The organism is Spirosoma pulveris, assembly GCF_054781875.1.
In genome coordinates, this window is sequence record NZ_BAAGTO010000003.1 from 419,955 (window position 1) to 439,995 (window position 20,041).

Consider the following 20,041-nt stretch of genomic DNA (forward strand, 5'->3'; position numbering starts at 1 on the left):
TGTAAATGTTGGTTGATGACAACAAATTTCGATGAATAGCTGATTTTGCCCATTTTTTGGTAATAAACCGTAAACTTATATCTTCTTTATATGCACTATGGTAGCATAATGTGTCCATTATGAAAATATAAAAGGTTACTAATCAGTCAATTTGTTAAACAAATGTTTAGATGATTATAGTATAATTTATCCTTTAGATTATAAGACTCATTTGCGTGCATATAGTTTAATTGGCCTAGTCAGGTTGATTGGTATCTACATATAAATGCGGGCTGAGGCAGAACTGGTTCTGCCTAAAGAATCTACATAGGCAAAACAAATCAAGCAATTGAGAGGGCTTGTCCGGGCTTTCGTTTAATAAAATACAAAGCGGTAAAACGGTAAAGGGGGGAGTAAGGCCATTTGCCCGCTCCCCCCTTTACCGTTTTACCGCTTCACTACGCCCCAAACTCAGGAATTTATGGCCTCCTGTAACGAATCCGCGCCCACTAACTTCTTATAGAGGGTAAGCGCCTGAGCCACTACCTGATCCATGTTGTAATAACGATAGGTGCCCAGTCGGCCAACAAAATGTACGGATTTCTGCTCGTCGGCCAATTGCTTATACTGACGATATAAGGCCGCGTTTTCGGGTCTTGGAACCGGGTAATACGGATCGCCCTCGTCCTGTGGATACTCGAACGTGATACTCGTTTTCGGATGCTCCTGCCCGGTTAGCTTTTTGTACTCCGTAATACGGGTATAAGCATGATCGTTCGGGTAGTTGACTACCGAAACGGGCTGGTAATCTTCTACATCGACCGTTTGGTGATCGAAGCGCAGGGACCGGTACGGAAGTTTGCCGAAACAGAAGTCAAAGTATTCGTCGACAGGACCCGTATAAATAAGCTCGTCGTACGAAAGCTCATTTTTCACCTCTTTGAAATCGGTACCCAGCATCAGTTGAATGTTGGGATGCGCTACCATTTTTTCGAACATTTTGGTGTAGCCATGTAACGGCATACACTGGAACTGATCCGTAAAATAGCGGTCGTCCTGATTGGTCCGGGTAGGGATGCGGGAGGTCACCATCTTATCGAGTTCAGATGGGTCGACGCCCCACTGTTTGCGGGTATAGCCCCGGAAAAATTTCTCGTATAAGTCGCGTCCTACCTGGCTGACGACGACATCTTCGGAGGTTTTGATATCCTTGACGGGTTCACCTACCGACGCAAAATAGTCGGCTAGTTCTTCGGAGGTAAATGAAAACCCATATAATTTATTGACAGTATCGAGGTTGATCGGAATGGGCAACAGCTGGCCATCTACGGAGGCAAGCACGCGGTGTTCGTAAGGCCGCCACTCGGTAAACTGCGACAGATAAGTAACAACCTCAGGGGAGTTAGTATGAAAAATGTGCGGTCCGTACTGGTGAATCAAAATACCATCTTCGTTCAGGCAATCATAGGCGTTGCCACCGATGTGTGGACGCTTGTCAATAATCAGGATTTTTTTGTCAGCCTGCGTTGCCAGGCGTTCGGCCAACACGCTACCGGCAAAGCCAGCACCAACAATGACATAATCGAAATGCATATAGTATAAACGTAAAGCGTTAAGTGAAACACAGCGTAAAGCAACCGGAACGTGAAAGTTGATTGCTATGTACCCGTACCTTAAACAAAAAAGTCAGCCGATACTTGTATCGAACTGGTACTGGTACAATAGAGTAGAGGTTGTAGAGGCAGGTACAAAAATGGGTAGCTTTGCTCGGATAACCAAACCAGATGGAGAGCAGAGGTTACTGCCCCGTGGCTGGGTGGTGACTTCACTAGCGAAATTTTGTAACTGAAAGGAGATACCGCCGAACAAATTGACACCAGTGTAACAACGCTTATTAACAATTGCTAGCTGAGGCATTCTTCTGTTTTATCTCTGGCTTACAAACACACTATCTATACTAACTAACGAAAGGTGTAATGTGGCTCTGAAATTTGCAGAAAAAATAAGGCAACGGTCCCGCCTTGCCAGAGGAGTTGCGAGATATACTTGATTGGCTGATTGTTAGCTGTTTTCGTTGTTCGACAAACGGTTTATTGTATACGGCTTATAACCAGCTTATTTTTTAGCTTATCTATTGGTCAGCCTAGGATTTACACCGGCTTTTTTTGCCGGAAAGTGAAGCCGTACCGTTACCTCACTTATCACGCTTGCCGGTAAGCCTATCTTCCCCAATTAGGCGTTAAACCCCTGTTCATTAACAACGTTATAAATTAGTTTGACCAATGAAAAAGATCGTGATGATGGGGGCCATGTTACTGACAGTAGCAGCCTTTAGCGCACAGGCGCAGACAACGAATTCGGGCAGCAGTTCATCGAATGGCACCACCACCAATACAGGTTCTGGCACATCAGGAACAAGCGGTACGTCGGGTACCAGTGGATCAACAACGGGCTCTGGTACATCGGGCACCAGCGGTTCAACAATGGGTACGGGTACCACAGGCAGCGGTTCGACGATGGGTACAGGTACGTCGGGCAGCGGTTCAACAATGGGTACGGGTACTAGCGGCAGCGGTACAACGGGTAGCGGTTCGAGCACATACGGCACTGGCAACCAGGGCAGCAGTTCGGTTTCTGGTCAGTCTGGTTCAACCACACAGGGCTCGTCTCAAAGTCAGGGCCGAAGCGGCCGGAAAGCAAAACGGAATAGCAGCAGCCAGAATGGCAGCAACAGCTCTTCTTCATCGTCGACCAGCACTCCTCCTGAAAAATAGGGCAACGCGTGTCCGATTATAAAGACGTCCCCCGATGGAATCACCCCACATCCGCGTGTGATTCCATCGGGGGACGTTTCAAAAAGACTATGCAAACACAAATCAGAACTTATTTCCCAATCGACGGAGGTGGTGTCGATGCAGGTGCCCGCGTGATCGATACCGCTGGAACCGATGAGGACTTCGACACCGCTGGCGATCTGAAGGACGATGACGAGGCTACTGCTGCAGGTTCTAATGAAATGGGACCGGAGACCGTATCCGGCGGCAACACCTAACGGACAAGCTCATTTTTAGGACTGGTTGTACCGTTGAAAAGAGCGCATCTCAATCGTGTATTTACTGACGAATTGGTAAGGCCATTGCCTAACAAGGCCTGCCTATCCGTAAACGTATATAGGAAAACCGGTGTTTATCAAACCAAACAAAGGGGTAGGCAGTAGGCTCTAGCGAGCAGCCGCTGGCCAATAGCCGATGAACAATCAAAAGTTAATTCGGGAAACGCTGAATAAACCTCTACCAAACAAGTTGGCCTTATGGGGCGGTCTGGAATGTACCGTTAACCGGGTAGGTGATGAGTATCAGGACCAGACCGTGCGCAGTGGGCACCATGATCGGCTGACCGATCTGGATCTAATTGCCGACCTGGGTATCAGTGCCCTTCGTTACCCTGTGTTATGGGAGCGTACAGCCCCGGATCGTCCCGATAAACCGGACTGGTCGTGGCCCGACGAACGCCTTAACCGCCTGCGTCAACTAGGTATCCGGCCCATCATCGGGTTGGTGCATCACGGCTGTGGTCCACGTTACGCCACGTACGACGACCCGGCCTTCGAATACGGACTGGCTCGCTATGCCCGACAGGTAGCCGAACGATATCCCTGGGTTGATGCTTACACACCCATCAACGAACCCCTGACAACCGCCCGCTTTGGGGGACTCTATGGGCTCTGGTATCCGCACGGTCGATCGAATCGGGCTTTTGTGGATTTGCTGCTGCGCGAGTGTCGCGCCACCATCCGGGTCATGGCTGAAATCAGGTCCGTACAGCCCAACGCTCAACTCATTCAGACCGATGATCTGGGCAAAACTCATAGTACACTTCTCCTTAGCTATCAGGCCGAACTCGAAAACGAGCGTCGATGGCTTGGCTGGGATCTACTCTGCGGGCGCGTAACGCCCCACCACCCGCTATGGGCGTATTTGCGGGAGTCGGGCGCATCAGAAGCCGATTTGTGGTATCTGGTTGAACAGGCCTGCCCGCCATCCGTAATCGGGGTTAACCATTACGTGACGAGTGAGCGGTATATAGATCACCGTATCCAGCATTATCCACCTCATCTGCACGGGGGCAACGGCCAGCATCGGTACGCCGATACGGAGGTGGTACGGGCCGCCCCGGAGCAGCGTACCGGTTTAGCCAGCTTGCTGCAGGAAGCGTGGCAGCGGTACGAGTTGCCTATTGTAGTAACGGAAGCCCATCTGGGCGATCGGCCGGAAGAACAGATGCGGTGGTTAGGTTAACTCTGGCAGCAAGCGCAACAGGCGCAGGATGCCGGTGTGGATGTCCTGGCCGTAACGGTCTGGGCAATCATGTGCATGTATGACTGGCATTGCCTGCTCACCCGTCGGGAAGATCGCCATGAACCGGGCGTCTTTAACGTGGGCAGCGGTAGCCCGGAACCTACCGAACTGGTCGCTATGCTGAAGCGGTTGGCAGCCGGGGAACCCATTAAGTTGCTGGTACCATCTGGGCCGGGGTGGTGGCAAACTCCTGAAGCTCAGATCTACTGCCTTCCCGAGTCTTTACTGAGCACCCCCGCTGAGTAAAGACTCGGGCCTGGTCCCGGCTGCCAACACAAAAAACACCGTGATGGCACCGTGCCCGGTAACCAGCCGAGAAGAAGAGCTGGAATTAGCGTAGTTATAAAGAAGTTAGCCGAGGTCAATAAAAACTTTCAATGCGCAGAATCTGCTCTTCAACGTCCGGAGGCACAACCTGCCGATCGAGCAGGATTTGGGGGGCAGCTTTCATGGCTTGCAGGAAACCCAGCCGTACGTTGACATCGTTTCGCAATTTTTTGAGAATGAGCATTGTGTGCCGCATGGCGTAATAGGCGGGACGACGAAGCCAGTAGTACCAAAGGGTGTCGCGGGTGATGTGCTGCGTGCGTTGAGCCAGATTGCGCAGTTTGGATGGGTAATGATGCGCTACCATATCATCGGCATAGGCCAGGCTCCACCCATGGGTGCGCATATCGACCGAAAACATCCGCTCTTCGCCCGCAATGGCAAACCGGCTGTCAAAGCCGCCAATGCTCAGGTACGCTTCTTTTCGAACCACGGCGGCACAGCACACAAAGCCCAGCACCGCCGGGCCGGGCAGCGGACGAGGGTCCATAATGGGGCTATGTTGCATGGCATCGCAGACCGAGTCGACTTCTTCCTGATCGCCAATGAGAATTTTGCCGGCCAGAACGCCCAGATGCAGGTATTTGCTGAAATAGGCGGCTGCCCGGCCCAGCGCGGGTGGTTGCCAGAACGAGTCGTCATCGCAGAAAGCAATTAGGGATGTTTGCGCCAGTTTAACCCCGTCGTTGCGGGCTGCACACCACTTGTTCTGGCCGAGCGACAGTACCGTCACCATCGGATAGGTTGCTTTTACGCGGTCGTGAGTGCCATCGGTCGACGCATTATCCACCACAATGATGGGCGGGTTCTGGGGCAGGGCGGCCAGTTTACCCAGTGTTTGGAGTAAGGTCTCTACGCGGTTTCGGGTAATGATAACAATGGTAATATCTTTTACGGACAGCATAGGTTCTGGTCAGGTTATGTGCTTGTTTAAGAATGCGCGATCGGTATCTATTGTCTTGTAAACCTGTTCTGGTACTCATTGATGGGCTGATGGCAGTCGGCCTGCACATACTGCCGGCGCAGCCACTGGCTCAGACCATCTAAACCGGGAAACAGGACGCGCTCGTTGATATTGGCCTGATCGAGTTTGTCGCGTATTTCCCATTTAAGGCGGTGGTCGATCACCAGCTTTCGGTACATGTCGGGGCGCGTCTCCAGCCATTGATTCAGGCTGACGGTAGGATTTGAGACTACCGAAAACAAGGCGTATTGGTTGATGATCCGGTCGTCGATGGATGGTGGTTCGAGGAGCAGCGCAAACGGTTCCCCGGCCAGCTGATCAAAATCATTCAGCGACTGAATATGACTGAGTATATCAACTGTAAAGATGTCGGCTCCTTCGTTTGTGAGCAGTTGTTTGAGGGATGCAGGGAGTTGCTGGTGAACTTTCTGGTAATCGAGGCACCAGATAACGCCATCCCGATCGTATAACTCCAGCGAAGTCGTAACGAAATGCAGGGCTACATAGGGCGAAAATGTCCAGTCCATCAGCCGGGTGGGTAGCCCGTGGTGTTGAGCAACGGAAAGCCAGTACCAGAAAGAATCCCGCTCGACAACATTCCGGAGGGCATATTTTTTGAAGTTTCGGAGTAAATGCCGTTCACTGTGCTGGTAGCCTTCTCCCAACCGCATCAGGGATGTATCCAGCAGAAAGGACTCATCGGCCATTCCCCGAAACACAAACGGAGGGCGGAATCGTCTGAGCGATGGTGTCCAGGCATTTTGATACAGAAAATCCATCAATTGATCCCAGGTTGTGGCCCGTTCTTCACGCATACACGCCTTTTATTTACGTTACTGGAAACACGTTAGGCATCGCTAACCCCCTTAACGTAACCCGATGATGGGATGAAGGTCCATGCGAAATACGGACGTGTGAGGGAACGGCTACGGTCAGGAATGCTCCGGGAAGCAGGCATCCCGATGAAGAAACCTGCATGGGTTGGTATGCATCTTTACCCGTACCAAAGAGAAGAGTTTTCGCAACAACAGTTGCCGCGTGCCCGACAGTATTGTCATATGCTATTAACCTTTGTCGGGCGTGGTCTGAGACTTTACTTTTAAATTACCCGGTCTCTGGCCGGAGTAGTTTACATAAGTCATTCATGCCGGTTAGAGACCGGATAAAGCCTGCCCGTAGTCGTAGACCACAAACAACAAAGGGGTCAGCACAGGCACCATCAGGCAATACCATACTCATCGTTTATCGGGCGAGAAGGTGCCGATAAACGATGAGTATGGTATTTTTAACTTTTAGGAATAGCCAATTAGTGCTATATAGGTAGTTATACCGTAAACTGTAAGGGGGGCAGTGTAGTGGTTTCCCACCAGTAAGCGCGTAGCTCCTGAAAATAAGCGAGCCATTCTTCGTAGCTTCCAGGCTTCACCAGATAAGAAGAAATGCCAAGCTGATACGCTTCCAGTATATCGTAATTGTCTGTTGATGAACTAAGCATCACAATCGGAATTTGATTCAGGGGAGCGGGCATGGCTTTGATTTGCTTTAGTATATCCCAGCCATCTTTGCGATCGGGCAGGTATAAATCCAGCAGTATTTGTTTAGGTAGTTCCCACTCCTGGGTTTCCCATTCTTTCAGTAACGTAAGCGCCTGCTCCGTGGTAGCTGCTCGAACCGATGCTACTTCCGGAAGGCAGGTTTTCAAGGCCTTCTGGATCAGATGCCAGTGGTCGTCGCTATCATCAATAACGAGCACTTTAGCCAGATTGAAATTAGCTTTGATTTTTACCTGTTCATTGTTGCTTTTCATACGTATAAGGGAGATGACAATAGACTACTAGTAGTAACAATCTGTCTATGTAATAGATTAAAAACGTTGCGCTCCGCTTTATACCCTTCTATATGAAATTTGCGTGGACCAAACGCTTGAGCCCACCCATCCAACTCGTTAAACCGACCCTGACAGGCGTGGTTGCGAAAGCCACTTGGTGCGGGAATGATGGCCGGTCAGACAGGTGGAATCGTCAGGCTCTCTTGCCAATATTGATCAACACTGGATAAGAAAGAATCCCAGTCGGCATAGGAAACTGGCTTTGTCAGGTAATTGCTTCCCCGCTGGGTTATTTGCTGCCGATCGCGGGGGTCCGTTGACGAACTCATCACGACAACCGGTAAATGACGGTAATCAGACGTTGGTTCTTTAAGCGTATAAAGCAATTGAAGGCCGTCTTCCAGCGTCGGCATGTATAAATCCATCAGGATCATACGGGGCAAAGGCCTGCGTTCTACCAAACAGCCATGCAGATAGCTTAATGCTGTGGGGCCATTACTGGCATCGACTGTCAGCACATTCGGTAAGGTTCGTCGAAGAGCACCCTTCAGTAACCGCCATGTATCCACCTGATCTTCTACCACCATCATCCAGTTCTTTTGTTGATCCTGACTCATCGATATACACACGTAAATGAATTGCTTCGTGGCATTAAGATATTTAATAGAATAGAAGTATGTATATAAGTAAATAAGTAAGGCAACGGTCCACCTCTTGCCAGCTCGCCAAAAGGTTGAAAGGTGAGTTTAAGAACACTAAAACCGATTTAAGTGTCTCTACATGAATTGATACCGATGATTTTCAGGTACTAATGAGTAGTGAAAAAAGCAATAAAAATGTTGATGGCGAACACCAAAGTAAGACCGGTGAGAGCAAAATTAGCTGCGACCTGTTCATCAAATTTTTGACTGAAATTCTGTCGGCAGGGGGGGGGCTGGTTCGGGGATAAACCGGCGGTTGACAAACCAATGGCACTGGGTATATTTGACTACTTTTACCTGTGGCTGACCTTTACCTGTAGGTATAAAAAAAGCGCTTTCGTATGCAAGCGCTTTTCTACAATGTATGTACTTAGCTATAAGGCGGCTTACCGATGTCCACCTTACCATCTGCATTTCGATTGGGGTGGGTGGTGGCTACGTCATCGTCCTCTTCCGGGTCGGATGGGCTGATATCCATACCACTGAGTGGTGTGTCTTCGGGCGAGTCATTGCCGGGTAATGTCGTCGATTTATCAGATCGGTCACCTAAACCGGCGGGCGAAACAGCCTGTTTGGCCCGGATGATGGCTTCTTTATCTTCGTCTTCCATAGTGTTTTGCGTTGAGCGGTTTAGTTATTGTTTGCCTCATTTAACTACCCGCTACCCGGAAAGTTTGCAGTTTACTTCGCATTCGGAAGGTATTTTACTCCTCCTTTTTATTTATAAATCATTCATTATTAGCCTAATAAGAGTAGATGGAATTGCTCTCCGGGACGTCAAATTTTTAAGGTTTCGGGTTGTCGCTTCGGGTATCATTGGTTGCCGTTTTCAAGCATGGAGGTACAAATGATCCCTATGATTTATGTTTCGCAATTAGTGATTTGCCTAATCAGGTCGTTTCGGTTGGGGGTAGGGTAGTAGGCCGGTCGGTAATGAGATTATTCAGACTGAGTAACTTACGAAAGTAGCTTTCGGGTGGGGTTATGAACAAGCTTGTTTTTTGCATAGACGAGTTTGTATGCGGGCTTGCCGTTACCTTACTATCGCCGAAAAGCGTAAACAGCCGACACAAATAGGGCGTTCCGGAAGTAGATAAAAGCCTTATTCGGAGTAAATCAACAAAAAACGTTATGAACACTAAATCAATGGCAATGGGCCTGCTTGTGGTCCTGGCACTCACCAACGTCTCGTTGGCACAACAAACAAACTCGACGATGAACAGCGGGGCGACCAGTAAGGTCGGCAACGAAAGCATGTCGGCATTCGACAACCAGAACAAGAAGGGAGCGGCAGCTGTCTCGGCTGTGGCCGCAACCTCCGCCAAACTCTCTACGGCCGATCAGGACCTGATGATGCAGGTAGCCAAAGGCGGTATGATGCAACTTGAGGCTAGCCGATTGGCAGTGCAGAGCGCAACCAATGACCAGGTGAAAGCATTGGCACAGGCAGAAGTTGATGAGCAAACCGGCTTATCGGCCAAACTTCAGGAGATTGCGTCGGCCAAAGGTGTCACGTTACCCACCTCACCCGACGCGGAAACACAGGCTGTACTGACCAAGCTGCAAAGTGCAACGGGTATGTCTTTCGATCGCCTGTACCTGACCGAAAGCGGGGTTAAAGGTCACGAGAAACTTGATAGTGTGATGTCGATGGTGGAGTCGAAAGCAACCGATCCCAGCATGAAAAACCTAGCTAAAGCGGCTCATCCGCTGGTGAAAACGCATTTGAAAGTAGCGCGTCAAATCATGAACGCTATGTAAGTAATCGGCTTGGGTAGCGGCTGTGCCAAACACCAGGACACCGTCTGGTACAGCCGCTAATCCGTAAAAACGATACGCATGGAAAGCAGAGCAAAGTTGGCCGGTCATCCGGCTCACCCAATTTTAGTGGTTTTTCCATTGGGATTACTCCTTACATCGGTCATTTTCGACATCATCTTTCTGTTCAATGACAACTCAACCATGACCGTGGTGGCCTACTGGATGATAACCGCCGGTTTGTTGTGGGGTGTCATTGCGGCTGTTCCGGGACTGATTGACTGGATTGCTATTCCAGCCGCAACCCGCGCCAAACGGATCGGCCTGTTTCATGCCTTGGGAAATGTAACCGTATTACTTCTCTTTGGCCTAAGCTGGTGGCTCCGCACCGACGAACCCGACCATCAACCGCCTACCCTGGCCTTAATCTGCTCATTCATTGCGTTTGCCGTGGGCGGAATCAGCGGCTGGCTGGGTGGAGAATTAGTCGATCGGTTGGGCGTTGGGGTTGATCCGGATGCGCACCTGAACGCGCCCAGCTCACTGTCTGGCCGACCCGCCGGAGAGATGGACCAATAGCTTCGTACCAGGCATTCTAAGTACCTGCTGACCCCGGTTTTCCCGGCTTCGGCGAGATGATGTTTCTTCCTGAAAACCAATTCCTCCTTCCCGTTTCCTGCGGCTCTATTGTCTTTCAACAGAGCAGATCTGGTTTGCCTTGTCGCGCCAGAAGTTATGAAGGACTTCTTCTCCTGCTTTGGCTGGCCGGCCAAAAGGTAAATCATTAAATTGTTGTGTAAGAAGTTATTAACCTATTTCAATGAAGTAGAACAAACGGCATACTGCGTCCTAATTGAAGTATGTACTCCTTAATTTTTGAATACAAATTCTTTTACACACTTCTCTTTTTAGACATATAAAGTCATCGCAATCAGCGAAATGACTACCGCTTACTATATAATACTGCTTTATCGATACAAAGGACGATTCTTTAATATAAAACAGTCCATTACGCTTATATATTTGCGTCTGCCAAGAGCAACATAGTGACTTCTGGTAAGTTATTCGTAGCGTCTGGTTTTCAGTAGTTCGATTCGCCGGAGGTTAGGGGAATATCGATTCAATATGATAGTAAATATCAGTTGAATAAGGCCTCTTTAGCTAGTAATATGTAACTATAATTATCATTTTGGTTACTACGTGGGCGGTATCGGTAACTTTTTGATGAATACGGGCTGAATTTTATGAATTGGCACTGATTGCGCCAAACAAAAGTATGACGTATATACGGTTAAGTGGTTTGTAGTTTTTGAGCTTTAGCCAACGTGCTGCTCTGTACAAGGTCAGGTTGTAGATGAGCGGAGTGAGTAGGTAGGATTGCAGAGTATTGGTCAGCCAGACTTAGATGCGGATCGGCATGTCTAACCTGGTAAGTGAATTAACCTATTTTATTTCTACATCATGATTGATTTCACAGTTCAAAACCGCATCGATATCCCAGCCAGTCGGGAAAGAGTTAGTTTTCTTCGGGTAAATGACACTAAGTTGGGCTGGCAAACCCGGCCAATCAAAGACCTTGTACTTATTAAAGGAGTGCGTGGTTACAGCTGGTTGCAGTGGGCCGATGGCAGTAGACAGATGATGGCCTATACCATCAAATACTACGTGAATAAGTTACCCGACAGCGACTTTATCCGGGTGCACCAAAACTGCATAATAAACCGAAACCTCATTCAAAAAATCCTGATAACCCACCGGGGGCCGTTCGTACGTCTGACCAACGGTGACGAAATCGTGATTTCCCGCCGACGATGGATGGTAATAAAGCGCGATTTGTTGAAACAGTCCTAAAAGATAGTTTACTTTTATGGTCTAAATCAGCTGTTTAATGCCCTTTGTATTGCAATCCTTCCGAGTCACTAACTTTAGATCAATCGTCGACTCGGGCGAGATACGTATTAACGATTGTACCTGTTTGGTTGGCACCAATGAGTCGGGAAAAACGAACTTGTTGATAGCGCTGCAAAAATTGAATCCTTCGAATGGCGAGTTGATCGTTCCCTTAACCGATTATCCCCGAAAGCAGTATGTGACCTTCGATACCAGCTCGGGAAAAGAACCATTCCTTCGGGCAACCTTTAAGCTGGATGAGTCCGTGACAGCTCAAATGGGCGAAAAGCTGGGGTACAGTAACGAACTTCTATCGGTTGTGGAGGTTGCCCGATACTATAACGGGCGCTATGAAGTGAACTTTCCAGGTTCGTTTCTGGGGCAGTATCCAAACAGATACATTCATGGCTTACTGAGCAACTTTTACGAGCAATACCTGACAAGCGATCTCATAACGCGGGATAAAGAAGAAATCTCGCAGGACCTGCGGGAGTTCATTGAGCGACTCATTGCGCTTCTGCCAGCGTCGGGAAGTCTGGGTGAGTATGATGTGTACAACCTGATTTCTCAACTTGATGAGTTCATCACCGTTAAATACTCGCGCCGACAAACGTTCCGGCTTTTTGTTGACGAACAACTAAAAACACCCCTCGAAAATATTGCCCGGCTGCTCACCCATAAGCGGATCGTTCTTACTCCGGAACAGCAGCAATTGTTCATTGATCAACTGCCGAGATTCGTTTATTATACGGATTACGGCAATCTGGACGCCGAAATTTACTTGCCCCATGTTATCCAGAACAGCACCCGACAGGACCTGGGCTTTAAGGAGCGGGCCAGAGTTCGAACATTGAAGGTGCTGTTTGATTTTGTTCAGCTGAAACCCGAAGAAATTCTGGAATTAGGGTCGGAGACAAGCCAGACAAAGGTGATCACCCGCGATTCGTACGGCCGAATCGATAGTACAGTCGTTGAAACGGCACTCGAAAACACGGTCGACCAAGAGCGGGAAAACAAAAAGAAACGGGAAGTTATCCTTCAGGCCGCGTCGGCTCAGCTTACAAAAGCTTTTCAGGACTGGTGGCGACAGGGGAATTACCGTTTCCGTTTCCAGGCCGATGGCAATCATTTCAGAATCTGGGTGAGCGACGAAAAACGCACCGAAGAGATCGAACTGGATGGGCGCAGTAAAGGGCTTCAATGGTTTTTTAGCTTCTTTTTAACCTTTCGGGCAGAGCAGGAGAACGGCCATTCCAACTGCATTCTGTTGCTCGATGAACCGGGTTTGTCGCTTCACCCGATTGCGCAGCAGGACCTGCTGACCTTTCTGCATTCACTTTCCCGCAATAACCAGCTTATTTATACTACGCACTCGCCTTTCCTGATTGGCAGCCAGGAGTTAAGTAATCTTAAAATGCTGTACGTTGGGGCCGACGGCAACTCGGTCGTATCGGACGATTATCGGGCAACGGCGCACGAAGCGCAGGAGTCGTTTTACCCCATTCGGGCCGCGCTGAACCTGCAGGCATCCGAACAACTCCTGACGTCCTGTCTGCCGGTGCTTGTCAACGACGTTTCCAGCCAGATTTATCTACAGCTCATAAAATCATACTTGCTGCAAACGGGCGCGCATCCGGCAACAAAAGACTTGTTGTTCATACCCGTAGGCGGGGTAGAGGGCGTGGAGCCCCTAACGCGGATGCTGGCACAGCAGGTAGGCACGTTACCCTACGTGCTGCTCGATGGAACAGGTACGGGACATGCATTGGCCAGTGCTTTGATTACTACGTCATATAGCAGTTCCCCATCGCACGTGATTACACTGAGCGAGTCCGGAACAGACGAACGAGTGCTGGAAGATTTTCTGCCTGCAAACGACCTCGCCCGCCATTTTTCCCGCATGTATCGTGGAAAACAAACTGATGATTTTGATTACCTCCTGCTCCCGAACCAATCCATTGTGCGCCAGATGGAGCAGTTTGCGCACGATAATGGCTATACGCTGGCGTCCGACTGGCGATTAACCCTGGCTGGCCAGGTGGCTAAGACGTTCGAAAAGCTGGTTCCCCGCCTTCAACCCGAAACGATTCAGGGGTGGGTTGCTCTGTTTAACAGACTAGCCTGAACCGGATGGCCTTGTGGTTAATCTGAGTAAACGAAACCAGTTTGGTCAATATAAACCAGTCTGTTGTTTCGCCGAACCAGCGACAGTCCCTTATGGAACCGATAGGCATGGCTGAACGCGTAGGGAATGACGAGTTCGCCGGTTTGGTTGATATACCCCCATTGATCCCCCATTTGAACAGCGGCCAATCCTTCCGAAAAATTATCGGCATTGGTAAACTGGTATGGAATAACCAATTGCCCCTGCTGGTTGATGTAGCCGAATAGATTGCCTTTTCGAACCAGTGCCAATCCTTCGCTGAACGGGAATACCGCATTGAGCAGGATCTCGTCAAATTCGCAGGGAATGACGAGGTCTCCCCGAAGATTGATAAAGCCTATTTTTCTCGCTTTTTTCACCGAGGCCAGTCCATCAACGAAATTACCGGCCATATCGAACTGATACGGAATAACCAGCTTGCCTTCCTGATTGATGAATCCATACTGACCATCTTTTTCAACCGTGGCCAGCCCCTCCGAAAAGGGGAGAGCAAAGGGTAGTTCGCACGGGATGCGAAGTGTACCCGTTGCATCGACAAATCCGTAAAAACCACCCATTTTAACGTTGGCTAATCCTTCGGAAAAATGCCCGGCGGAGTCGAACTGCGGGGGAATGACCGGCGTGCCCTGTTCGTCAATGAAGCCGTATACCGCATTTTGACGGATACAGGACCGCCCTTCGGCAAATTGCCCGGCTTCATCATATATACAGGGAATGCGTGGATGGCCTTCTGTATCAATGAACCCGTATTTGCCCAACTGCCGAACAACGGCTACCCCTGCTCTGAACTCCCGCACCTCATCGAACTGGCAATCGATGACTAATTTACCTTCTTCATTGCAAAAGCCCCATCGTCCCTGTTTGCGTACCGGGGCAAGCCCGTCAGAAAACAGGCCCACGCTTTCCCATTCGCCCGGCCCCACGTGTTCGCCCGCCTGATTGACGAAACCCCACTGCTTCTTTTGTAGATACGGAACAAGGGTAGTTTTGGTTGCCGTTACCCGTGTGAGGGCTGCTGCCAGTGCCGGTTTTGGAGCAGGCAATAACGCCATAAGACCCGGTATGGGTCCGGGTGGGCAATGAATGGCGTATTCCAGAAGACCGGCCCTGGCAGAAACCTCAGCAGACGATAACTTCCGAAACAGATTCCATTGGTCAGTTTGAAACGGCTCCTGAACGAGATCCAAGGTGAGAAGTAACGTATCCGTGTCGGTGCGTAACGCCGGTAATCGGCTCAGTGCGTGGAGCTCCAGTGAAAGGGCCAGCAGGCTAAAATCGTCCAGGTTGCGGTCGAAGTGGGCAGGCACGCGGGCCGGATGCCGGTAGGGCAGGGTGCCGGTTTCGGTAGCCGCCTGCCCGGCCAGTGCGGGCACGAAACAGCCGTCGTAATCGATCAGTACCAGCTGCCCATCGGGCCGGATCAGGATGTTGTCTGCTTTTAAATCGCCGTGGGCAAACGGTTGGTTGAGTAACCAGCGAACCAGTTCGTCGAACTGGTGGGCGAGCCGGGCAAGTTTTTGCGACTCCTGGTTTAGGCAACAGTCGGCCACATACTGGCTGAGGGTTTGCCCATCGACCCACGGCATCAGAACCACATCAAACTCATGCTCCTGGCCAAATCGGGTATCGACCCATAGTTCACTGGGGTAGAGCGTAAACGGGATCAGGCAGGCCGCTGGATTCTCTGTCAGGTAGCGGCCAATGGTCCGAATACGCTCCCGACGTCCGGGGGCATCCCGCAGAAAACAGCGCAACGCCATTTGTTGCCCCGTTTGTGGGTCGTTCATGCGAAAGACAACGGCAAAGTTTCCACTGCTGAAATAAAGCTGGCCATCGGCTTTCCGAACCGGAACCAGGTGATTCAGCCGACTGAGCGTTTCGGTGGCCAGTTCGATGGATTGTATGTATTCGCTGATGGAAGGAAACATGCGTGGTCAGGAAGCTATCAAGATACAGGTGTAATCGTCGATACCAAGCAGTTGGCGGGTGCGTAAAAGCTGGGTATGCTGCACAAACAAATCCGGCGATGCCATCGCCTGCCAAAGAGGGTCCCAAACCTGATCCGAAAAACCACCGGCTGCGGGTTCCCAGAATGCTTGGTGCATCTGAGCCCGGTTTCCCAGGGCAGTGGGCAACTGAGCTAATGCCGCCAGTTCATGACAGTCGCCCGCTAATGCCTGATGTGCCATGAGCAGGTATTGCCCCAGGGTATCGGTGCAGAGTGCCAGTTTAAGGCCAGGCTCGTGGGGCCAGCGGCCGCTTCGAAAGCCGTCTGCTGTACAGGGAAACTGCCAGTTCAGCAAATAGGGTGCTTCGGTAAATTGGCTCAGTGCCGGATTGGAGGCCATTACCTGCCCCGTGGCCGGGTTGAAACACAGTACGATAGCATCACCGTATACCGACCAGTGCAGCCAGGCTGCCTGTTGATGCAACGTTGCCAGCGTGGCGCCGGACCCTTCGTTCATAAACTTCAACTCGGTCAGGTAATTTGCCGCAGCCCGCGCCTGATACTGATCAAAGAAACGTCCCCAGTGATTATTTAGCCAGTCGCCCACCTCGTCAATCACGCTGAACGGCTGTTCGGGAAGCTGCTCGACTAAAAAACGGGCCCACTCGCCCGCGTAGAGGCCCGTGCCACCCGCACCATCCGCAACTGCCCAGAGGCCGGCCTCCGGGTCGACCCGCCAGGCGTCTTCGTTCTCGTCGAAAAGGGGGAATTCTTTGCCTACCGATGCGATTCTGGTCGTCATGAGTCGGGACGCAACTGGTGCGAAAAGTGCTGATTACTCTGGGTAGGCGTGCCAATGTTCATAAACTTGACCAGCGCGTCCATATTGGCGTTACTGCACATACCGACGTAAACCGGTCGCTGGTCGAGGTCGAACAGGGAGGCTATGTCAGTATGATACGGTGGCGGCATTTCACTGGACATATCATAAAGCAGGCGGGCGTAGGGGTCGTTGCCGAGTTCACTGGCATTGGACGGGAACAGCACCGCTTTTCCACGTTCGGGGGCAATATGAATGTTCATCAACAACACATGACCGTCGGGCGTGTGCAGTTGCCGAACACGCTCGCTGCACGTCAGTAGATCCTCGTCGGTGCCATCGGTGGCTACGCCGTCGGTGATGTTTATGATGGTGGGCGGATACACATCTTTTCCCGCCTGGGCCGCCAGCCATTGCTGCACCAGCGATTCGGCCAGTGAGAGGGCGCTTTTCATGGGGGTACGGTGCCGGTGTACCGGTTCGATCCAGACCGGCCGTTTTTCAGTAACGGCAATGGTCCGGCCGCGGATGGTCCGCTCCGTGGCGAGTTCGTCGACCCGGATGGTCGCCTGGGCCAGTTCGGCAGGGCTCAGGAACGTTTTACCGGTCATGGCTCCCGACCAGAGCAGATTGGCCTGTTCGCTGCTTTGCCCGCCGTAACCGATGAGGGCTACATCGTAATAATGCCGGATTTCGTTGCCTTTCTGGCAGCGGAGGAGCAGTTCAAACAGGGTTTGATTAATGATTTGGGCCACGGCCACGGCTTTGCTCACCGTCTGCTCGCGATAGGTAGTCATTTCATCCATTGAACCCGACTGATCAATCAGGAACAGAAACGCCGTCGGGTTTTGCCGCATGATTTGAGCCGTGTACGGGCGGTCTTTCATCGGCTTTTGAAGGGCCTGCTGCAAGGTTGTCTGTAGCGCCGGGAGCGGCAAGGTAAACGGAGAGGTGGGTAACAGGTTCGACATAAGGGCCGTAGCAATGAATAACCAAAGCTACACTCTATCCAGCGCCTGAGCCAGCATAGCGAGGTGTTCCTGCAAGTTTTTTTGCAGCCCGTCGAAGTGAGCATCCTGCTCTGCCGGGCTCCGGGACATAATGACATAGCCTTCCTGCTGCCGGAGGGCCTGGATGTCGGTTTCAAGTGCCTGTTTACGCTGAGTAAGCCGTTCAACTACCTGTCGAAGCGCTTCAGGGTCATTAGGCTGGGTAGCTTCGTTCAGAAAGAGCAGGCCGTCCTGAAGTTGCTGCGTCAACTGGCGTACGACCGTCCAATCTTTCTTGCCATAAGCCTCGTTGAGCTGGACCATAAAGGCCGTAGCCCGTTCCTGTTTATCGGGCTCAGTAAAGAATAGATCGGGATGAGCCTGGGCAACGGCCTGCCGGTAGAGTTTCCGGAGTTCGTTTTCTTCGGCAACTGTATCCGGCTCGGCGGGGGCATGCGCCAATGCTTCCTGCACCCTTTGCTGTGTTTGCTCAAAGTGGGCTCGGGCCTGATGGGCCGCTTCGGTATCGCTCCGACGACGTGTCTGACTGGCCCGCCGGGTGGTTAGCTGCACTTGCAATTGAGCAATCTTTCCCAATAGCTCACTGAGTTGGTGGTTTAACCGCCGGTAGTACGAGTCAATGAGGGATTGAGCGCGGACTTTTTCGGCTTCGAGGGCTGTGAGTTGGGGGAGGATAACCTGAACTTGATCGAACGATATAGAATCCACACTCTTGTTTGATGTTGGCTGTGCTTGTCTATTCGAATTTGTCGAATGCAAATTCATCGGTTAGGTTGTCGAAAGCTGGGCAATTTGCTGAACATCAGTTGAAAAGTTTGTAGGTAAAAGCTCACCTGGCTCATTTGCTTCGGAAAGCTAAATTTGAGGCCTGACGCTAAGCGTCAGGCCTCACTTGATTATTTTCTCCTGGCAGCTCTTTCTTCAGCATCTTTTTGGGCAACTTCAGCTGCCTTCGCTCCTAAAACCATTTCTTCATCTAGCTTTCGCTTGGCAATCACTCGATTATTTTCTTTGATCGCGTAGAGCGCATCGTCCTTTATTTGCTTCAAAGACGCGAGGATTTGCTCTATGACCCCTAAGTAAGCCCTTTTCTGACCCAGGCTCAGGTATGATTTTCCATTAATTTCAGCACCACGCGCTTCTACTGCAACCATGATCTCTCGGGTCTCCGAAAGAATTGTGATTATCAACTTCCGCTGTTCTTTATTTAAGTCGAAGCCTTCATATTTATAGGCTTTGTGAATCGCTTTTACACCCATCCCTATGTTGTATACCCCCCCAGCTACCGGCACAAAACCGGCAGCTAAGGTTGCGCCTACGGTTGGTATTTGCGATAGCCCACTTTTAAGGTGTGGGCTGACGGCTTTGACCACCTCGCCAACCGCTACCCCTCTGGCTCCTGTCACCGCAGCTACGCCCGACTCGTCGGGAGCCCCCCGATCTCTCAGGTTTTCTTCCGCATTGGTAACCAGCAAGTCACCGGCTATAAAAGCGGGGCCTGTAACCGGAGCTGTTAGCCCTAGTGTAGCACCATGAACAATACCGGCCACGATTTTTACCACTCCTCCGGTGGCCATCTTCATCCGTTGCTTGTCAATAAAGCCTTTGGTAAACAATTCTACATCCCGGTCCAGCCCTTCTATGTCGTGTAGTAGTAGACCAAAGTTAAAGAAAGGATCGTACGCAATGGCGCGCATTTCATCAGGCACATACGCATCGCGGTCAGCACCGGAAGAGGTTTTGAATTTTATGCGTTCTTTACTGATTTCTACTACCGGACGATATTTTGCAGCATGCTGTGGACTCATCATAATCAGAGGGGCATTGCCTACTATAGACCTCCTTCTGGCAGGAGCCGACTGGATGGCTTTTTCAATAAGCTGATCACGAAGTAAGCCATGGTCTATGGCGACCGCAGGTATGGGTTGGTCAACGACAACCAGGGCTTCTCTATCCTGTGTTGGAGGGCTAATGAATCTAGCGGCTAAAGGACCTACATTCATGGTAGGCAGGTTTCTGTAATGCATGGCTACCACTGCAGGCATTTGGTTTGGCAGGGTGGGTGCAGAGGGTGTGATGAAAGTGGCTGCTTGTCTTCGGTGCTTGTGTTTCGGTCCTTGCATACGTACGATGGGTTCAATGGTACAAGTTAAATCGACATACTCCTTGAGTAGGGTGGGTGGTGTTTAGGTTTATCGATTTAGAGAGAGACGCCTTTTTTTCGCTTGCGGACATACGGATCTGTACCACCGGCTTGTTTGTCGTGATTGGCTTATCGTCCTCATCTCTTAATT

Annotated in this window: 19 protein-coding genes; 8 read left to right on the forward strand and 11 right to left on the reverse strand. The window is 50.6% G+C overall.

From position 1 onward, the window contains the following. Nucleotides 1-450: 450 nt before the first annotated feature. On the reverse strand, nucleotides 451-1,572 hold the full coding sequence (gene glf / locus ACYVJM_RS14530) for a UDP-galactopyranose mutase (protein ID WP_461148953.1): 1,122 nt from the start codon (nucleotides 1,570-1,572) through the stop codon (nucleotides 451-453). Between the two features lie 689 nt (nucleotides 1,573-2,261). On the opposite strand from glf, the gene ACYVJM_RS14535 reads away from it, so the two are divergent. The 4 genes from ACYVJM_RS14535 (at nucleotide 2,262) to ACYVJM_RS14550 (ending at nucleotide 4,583) form a co-directional block, all read left to right on the forward strand. Further along, nucleotides 2,262-2,753, forward strand: a complete 492-nt coding sequence (locus ACYVJM_RS14535; protein ID WP_461148954.1) for a hypothetical protein — start codon at nucleotides 2,262-2,264, stop codon at nucleotides 2,751-2,753. Nucleotides 2,754-2,842: 89 nt separating this feature from the next. Next, entirely contained in the window at nucleotides 2,843-3,031 is a 189-nt protein-coding gene (locus tag ACYVJM_RS14540; protein WP_461148955.1) for a hypothetical protein, read from the forward strand. Nucleotides 3,032-3,227: 196 nt separating this feature from the next. Continuing rightward, complete coding sequence (locus tag ACYVJM_RS14545; protein ID WP_461148956.1) at nucleotides 3,228-4,277, forward strand: family 1 glycosylhydrolase; 1,050 nt, start codon at nucleotides 3,228-3,230, stop codon at nucleotides 4,275-4,277. 36 nt (nucleotides 4,278-4,313) lie between these two features. After that, the gene (locus tag ACYVJM_RS14550; RefSeq protein ID WP_461148957.1) at nucleotides 4,314-4,583 is read left to right on the forward strand and encodes a hypothetical protein; all 270 of its coding nucleotides are present in this window, start codon (nucleotides 4,314-4,316) and stop codon (nucleotides 4,581-4,583) included. Between the two features lie 115 nt (nucleotides 4,584-4,698). Here the strand turns inward: ACYVJM_RS14550 and ACYVJM_RS14555 are convergent, their stop codons facing one another. The 5 genes from ACYVJM_RS14555 to ACYVJM_RS14575 all read right to left on the reverse strand — a co-directional run bounded on the left by ACYVJM_RS14555 (nucleotide 4,699) and on the right by ACYVJM_RS14575 (nucleotide 8,767). Then, nucleotides 4,699-5,568 carry a glycosyltransferase family 2 protein gene (locus tag ACYVJM_RS14555; protein WP_461148958.1) on the reverse strand — a complete coding sequence of 290 codons (870 nt, stop codon included), beginning with the start codon at nucleotides 5,566-5,568 and terminating at the stop codon, nucleotides 4,699-4,701. A gap of 47 nt (nucleotides 5,569-5,615) precedes the next feature. Further along, on the reverse strand, nucleotides 5,616-6,443 hold the full coding sequence (locus ACYVJM_RS14560) for an FRG domain-containing protein (RefSeq protein WP_461148959.1): 828 nt from the start codon (nucleotides 6,441-6,443) through the stop codon (nucleotides 5,616-5,618). A gap of 509 nt (nucleotides 6,444-6,952) precedes the next feature. Continuing rightward, nucleotides 6,953-7,435: a response regulator gene (locus ACYVJM_RS14565; protein ID WP_461148960.1), complete on the reverse strand. Its 483-nt coding sequence runs from the start codon at nucleotides 7,433-7,435 to the stop codon at nucleotides 6,953-6,955. 197 nt (nucleotides 7,436-7,632) lie between these two features. Next, nucleotides 7,633-8,073 carry a response regulator gene (locus tag ACYVJM_RS14570; RefSeq protein ID WP_461148961.1) on the reverse strand — a complete coding sequence of 147 codons (441 nt, stop codon included), beginning with the start codon at nucleotides 8,071-8,073 and terminating at the stop codon, nucleotides 7,633-7,635. 454 nt (nucleotides 8,074-8,527) lie between these two features. Continuing rightward, nucleotides 8,528-8,767, reverse strand: a complete 240-nt coding sequence (locus ACYVJM_RS14575) for a hypothetical protein (protein ID WP_012928631.1) — start codon at nucleotides 8,765-8,767, stop codon at nucleotides 8,528-8,530. Nucleotides 8,768-9,288: 521 nt separating this feature from the next. Here ACYVJM_RS14575 and ACYVJM_RS14580 point away from each other — a divergent pair. The 4 genes from ACYVJM_RS14580 (at nucleotide 9,289) to ACYVJM_RS14595 (ending at nucleotide 13,930) form a co-directional block, all read left to right on the forward strand. After that, a complete protein-coding gene (locus ACYVJM_RS14580; protein WP_461148962.1) occupies nucleotides 9,289-9,918 on the forward strand; it encodes a DUF4142 domain-containing protein in 630 nt (209 codons plus the stop codon). A gap of 78 nt (nucleotides 9,919-9,996) precedes the next feature. Further along, entirely contained in the window at nucleotides 9,997-10,494 is a 498-nt protein-coding gene (locus ACYVJM_RS14585) for a DUF2231 domain-containing protein (RefSeq protein ID WP_461148963.1), read from the forward strand. A gap of 882 nt (nucleotides 10,495-11,376) precedes the next feature. Next, nucleotides 11,377-11,766, forward strand: coding sequence for a LytTR family transcriptional regulator DNA-binding domain-containing protein (locus tag ACYVJM_RS14590; protein ID WP_461148964.1), 390 nt, complete (start codon nucleotides 11,377-11,379; stop codon nucleotides 11,764-11,766). 37 nt (nucleotides 11,767-11,803) lie between these two features. Continuing rightward, on the forward strand, nucleotides 11,804-13,930 hold the full coding sequence (locus ACYVJM_RS14595; protein ID WP_461148965.1) for an AAA family ATPase: 2,127 nt from the start codon (nucleotides 11,804-11,806) through the stop codon (nucleotides 13,928-13,930). 17 nt (nucleotides 13,931-13,947) lie between these two features. Here the strand turns inward: ACYVJM_RS14595 and ACYVJM_RS14600 are convergent, their stop codons facing one another. The 5 genes from ACYVJM_RS14600 to ACYVJM_RS14620 all read right to left on the reverse strand — a co-directional run bounded on the left by ACYVJM_RS14600 (nucleotide 13,948) and on the right by ACYVJM_RS14620 (nucleotide 19,870). Next, the gene (locus tag ACYVJM_RS14600; RefSeq protein ID WP_461148966.1) at nucleotides 13,948-15,897 is read right to left on the reverse strand and encodes a WG repeat-containing protein; all 1,950 of its coding nucleotides are present in this window, start codon (nucleotides 15,895-15,897) and stop codon (nucleotides 13,948-13,950) included. A 6-nt stretch (nucleotides 15,898-15,903) separates the two neighbouring features. Next, the gene (locus ACYVJM_RS14605) at nucleotides 15,904-16,719 is read right to left on the reverse strand and encodes a hypothetical protein (protein WP_461148967.1); all 816 of its coding nucleotides are present in this window, start codon (nucleotides 16,717-16,719) and stop codon (nucleotides 15,904-15,906) included. After that, the gene (locus tag ACYVJM_RS14610; protein ID WP_461148968.1) at nucleotides 16,716-17,708 is read right to left on the reverse strand and encodes a vWA domain-containing protein; all 993 of its coding nucleotides are present in this window, start codon (nucleotides 17,706-17,708) and stop codon (nucleotides 16,716-16,718) included. Before ACYVJM_RS14610 ends, ACYVJM_RS14605 begins: the two co-directional genes overlap by 4 nt. Nucleotides 17,709-17,735: 27 nt before the next feature. After that, nucleotides 17,736-18,455 (reverse strand): J domain-containing protein, encoded by a 720-nt coding sequence (locus ACYVJM_RS14615; RefSeq protein WP_461148969.1) that lies wholly within the window; start codon nucleotides 18,453-18,455, stop codon nucleotides 17,736-17,738. Between the two features lie 188 nt (nucleotides 18,456-18,643). Continuing rightward, entirely contained in the window at nucleotides 18,644-19,870 is a 1,227-nt protein-coding gene (locus tag ACYVJM_RS14620; RefSeq protein ID WP_461148970.1) for a hypothetical protein, read from the reverse strand. Nucleotides 19,871-20,041: the final 171 nt, after the last annotated feature.

Coding starts and splice junctions, on each gene's coding strand:
- ACYVJM_RS14580 (WP_461148962.1), top strand. CDS start 9,289: ATGAACACTAAATCAATGGCAATGGGCCTGCTTGTGGTCCTGGCACTC.
- ACYVJM_RS14590 (WP_461148964.1), top strand. CDS start 11,377: ATGATTGATTTCACAGTTCAAAACCGCATCGATATCCCAGCCAGTCGG.
- ACYVJM_RS14535 (WP_461148954.1), top strand. CDS start 2,262: ATGAAAAAGATCGTGATGATGGGGGCCATGTTACTGACAGTAGCAGCC.
- glf (WP_461148953.1), bottom strand. CDS start 1,572: ATGCATTTCGATTATGTCATTGTTGGTGCTGGCTTTGCCGGTAGCGTG.
- ACYVJM_RS14570 (WP_461148961.1), bottom strand. CDS start 8,073: ATGAGTCAGGATCAACAAAAGAACTGGATGATGGTGGTAGAAGATCAG.
- ACYVJM_RS14575 (WP_012928631.1), bottom strand. CDS start 8,767: ATGGAAGACGAAGATAAAGAAGCCATCATCCGGGCCAAACAGGCTGTT.
- ACYVJM_RS14555 (WP_461148958.1), bottom strand. CDS start 5,568: ATGCTGTCCGTAAAAGATATTACCATTGTTATCATTACCCGAAACCGC.
- ACYVJM_RS14540 (WP_461148955.1), top strand. CDS start 2,843: ATGCAAACACAAATCAGAACTTATTTCCCAATCGACGGAGGTGGTGTC.
- ACYVJM_RS14605 (WP_461148967.1), bottom strand. CDS start 16,719: ATGACGACCAGAATCGCATCGGTAGGCAAAGAATTCCCCCTTTTCGAC.
- ACYVJM_RS14560 (WP_461148959.1), bottom strand. CDS start 6,443: ATGCGTGAAGAACGGGCCACAACCTGGGATCAATTGATGGATTTTCTG.
- ACYVJM_RS14620 (WP_461148970.1), bottom strand. CDS start 19,870: ATGCAAGGACCGAAACACAAGCACCGAAGACAAGCAGCCACTTTCATC.
- ACYVJM_RS14595 (WP_461148965.1), top strand. CDS start 11,804: ATGCCCTTTGTATTGCAATCCTTCCGAGTCACTAACTTTAGATCAATC.
- ACYVJM_RS14610 (WP_461148968.1), bottom strand. CDS start 17,708: ATGTCGAACCTGTTACCCACCTCTCCGTTTACCTTGCCGCTCCCGGCG.
- ACYVJM_RS14600 (WP_461148966.1), bottom strand. CDS start 15,897: ATGTTTCCTTCCATCAGCGAATACATACAATCCATCGAACTGGCCACC.
- ACYVJM_RS14565 (WP_461148960.1), bottom strand. CDS start 7,435: ATGAAAAGCAACAATGAACAGGTAAAAATCAAAGCTAATTTCAATCTG.
- ACYVJM_RS14545 (WP_461148956.1), top strand. CDS start 3,228: ATGAACAATCAAAAGTTAATTCGGGAAACGCTGAATAAACCTCTACCA.
- ACYVJM_RS14585 (WP_461148963.1), top strand. CDS start 9,997: ATGGAAAGCAGAGCAAAGTTGGCCGGTCATCCGGCTCACCCAATTTTA.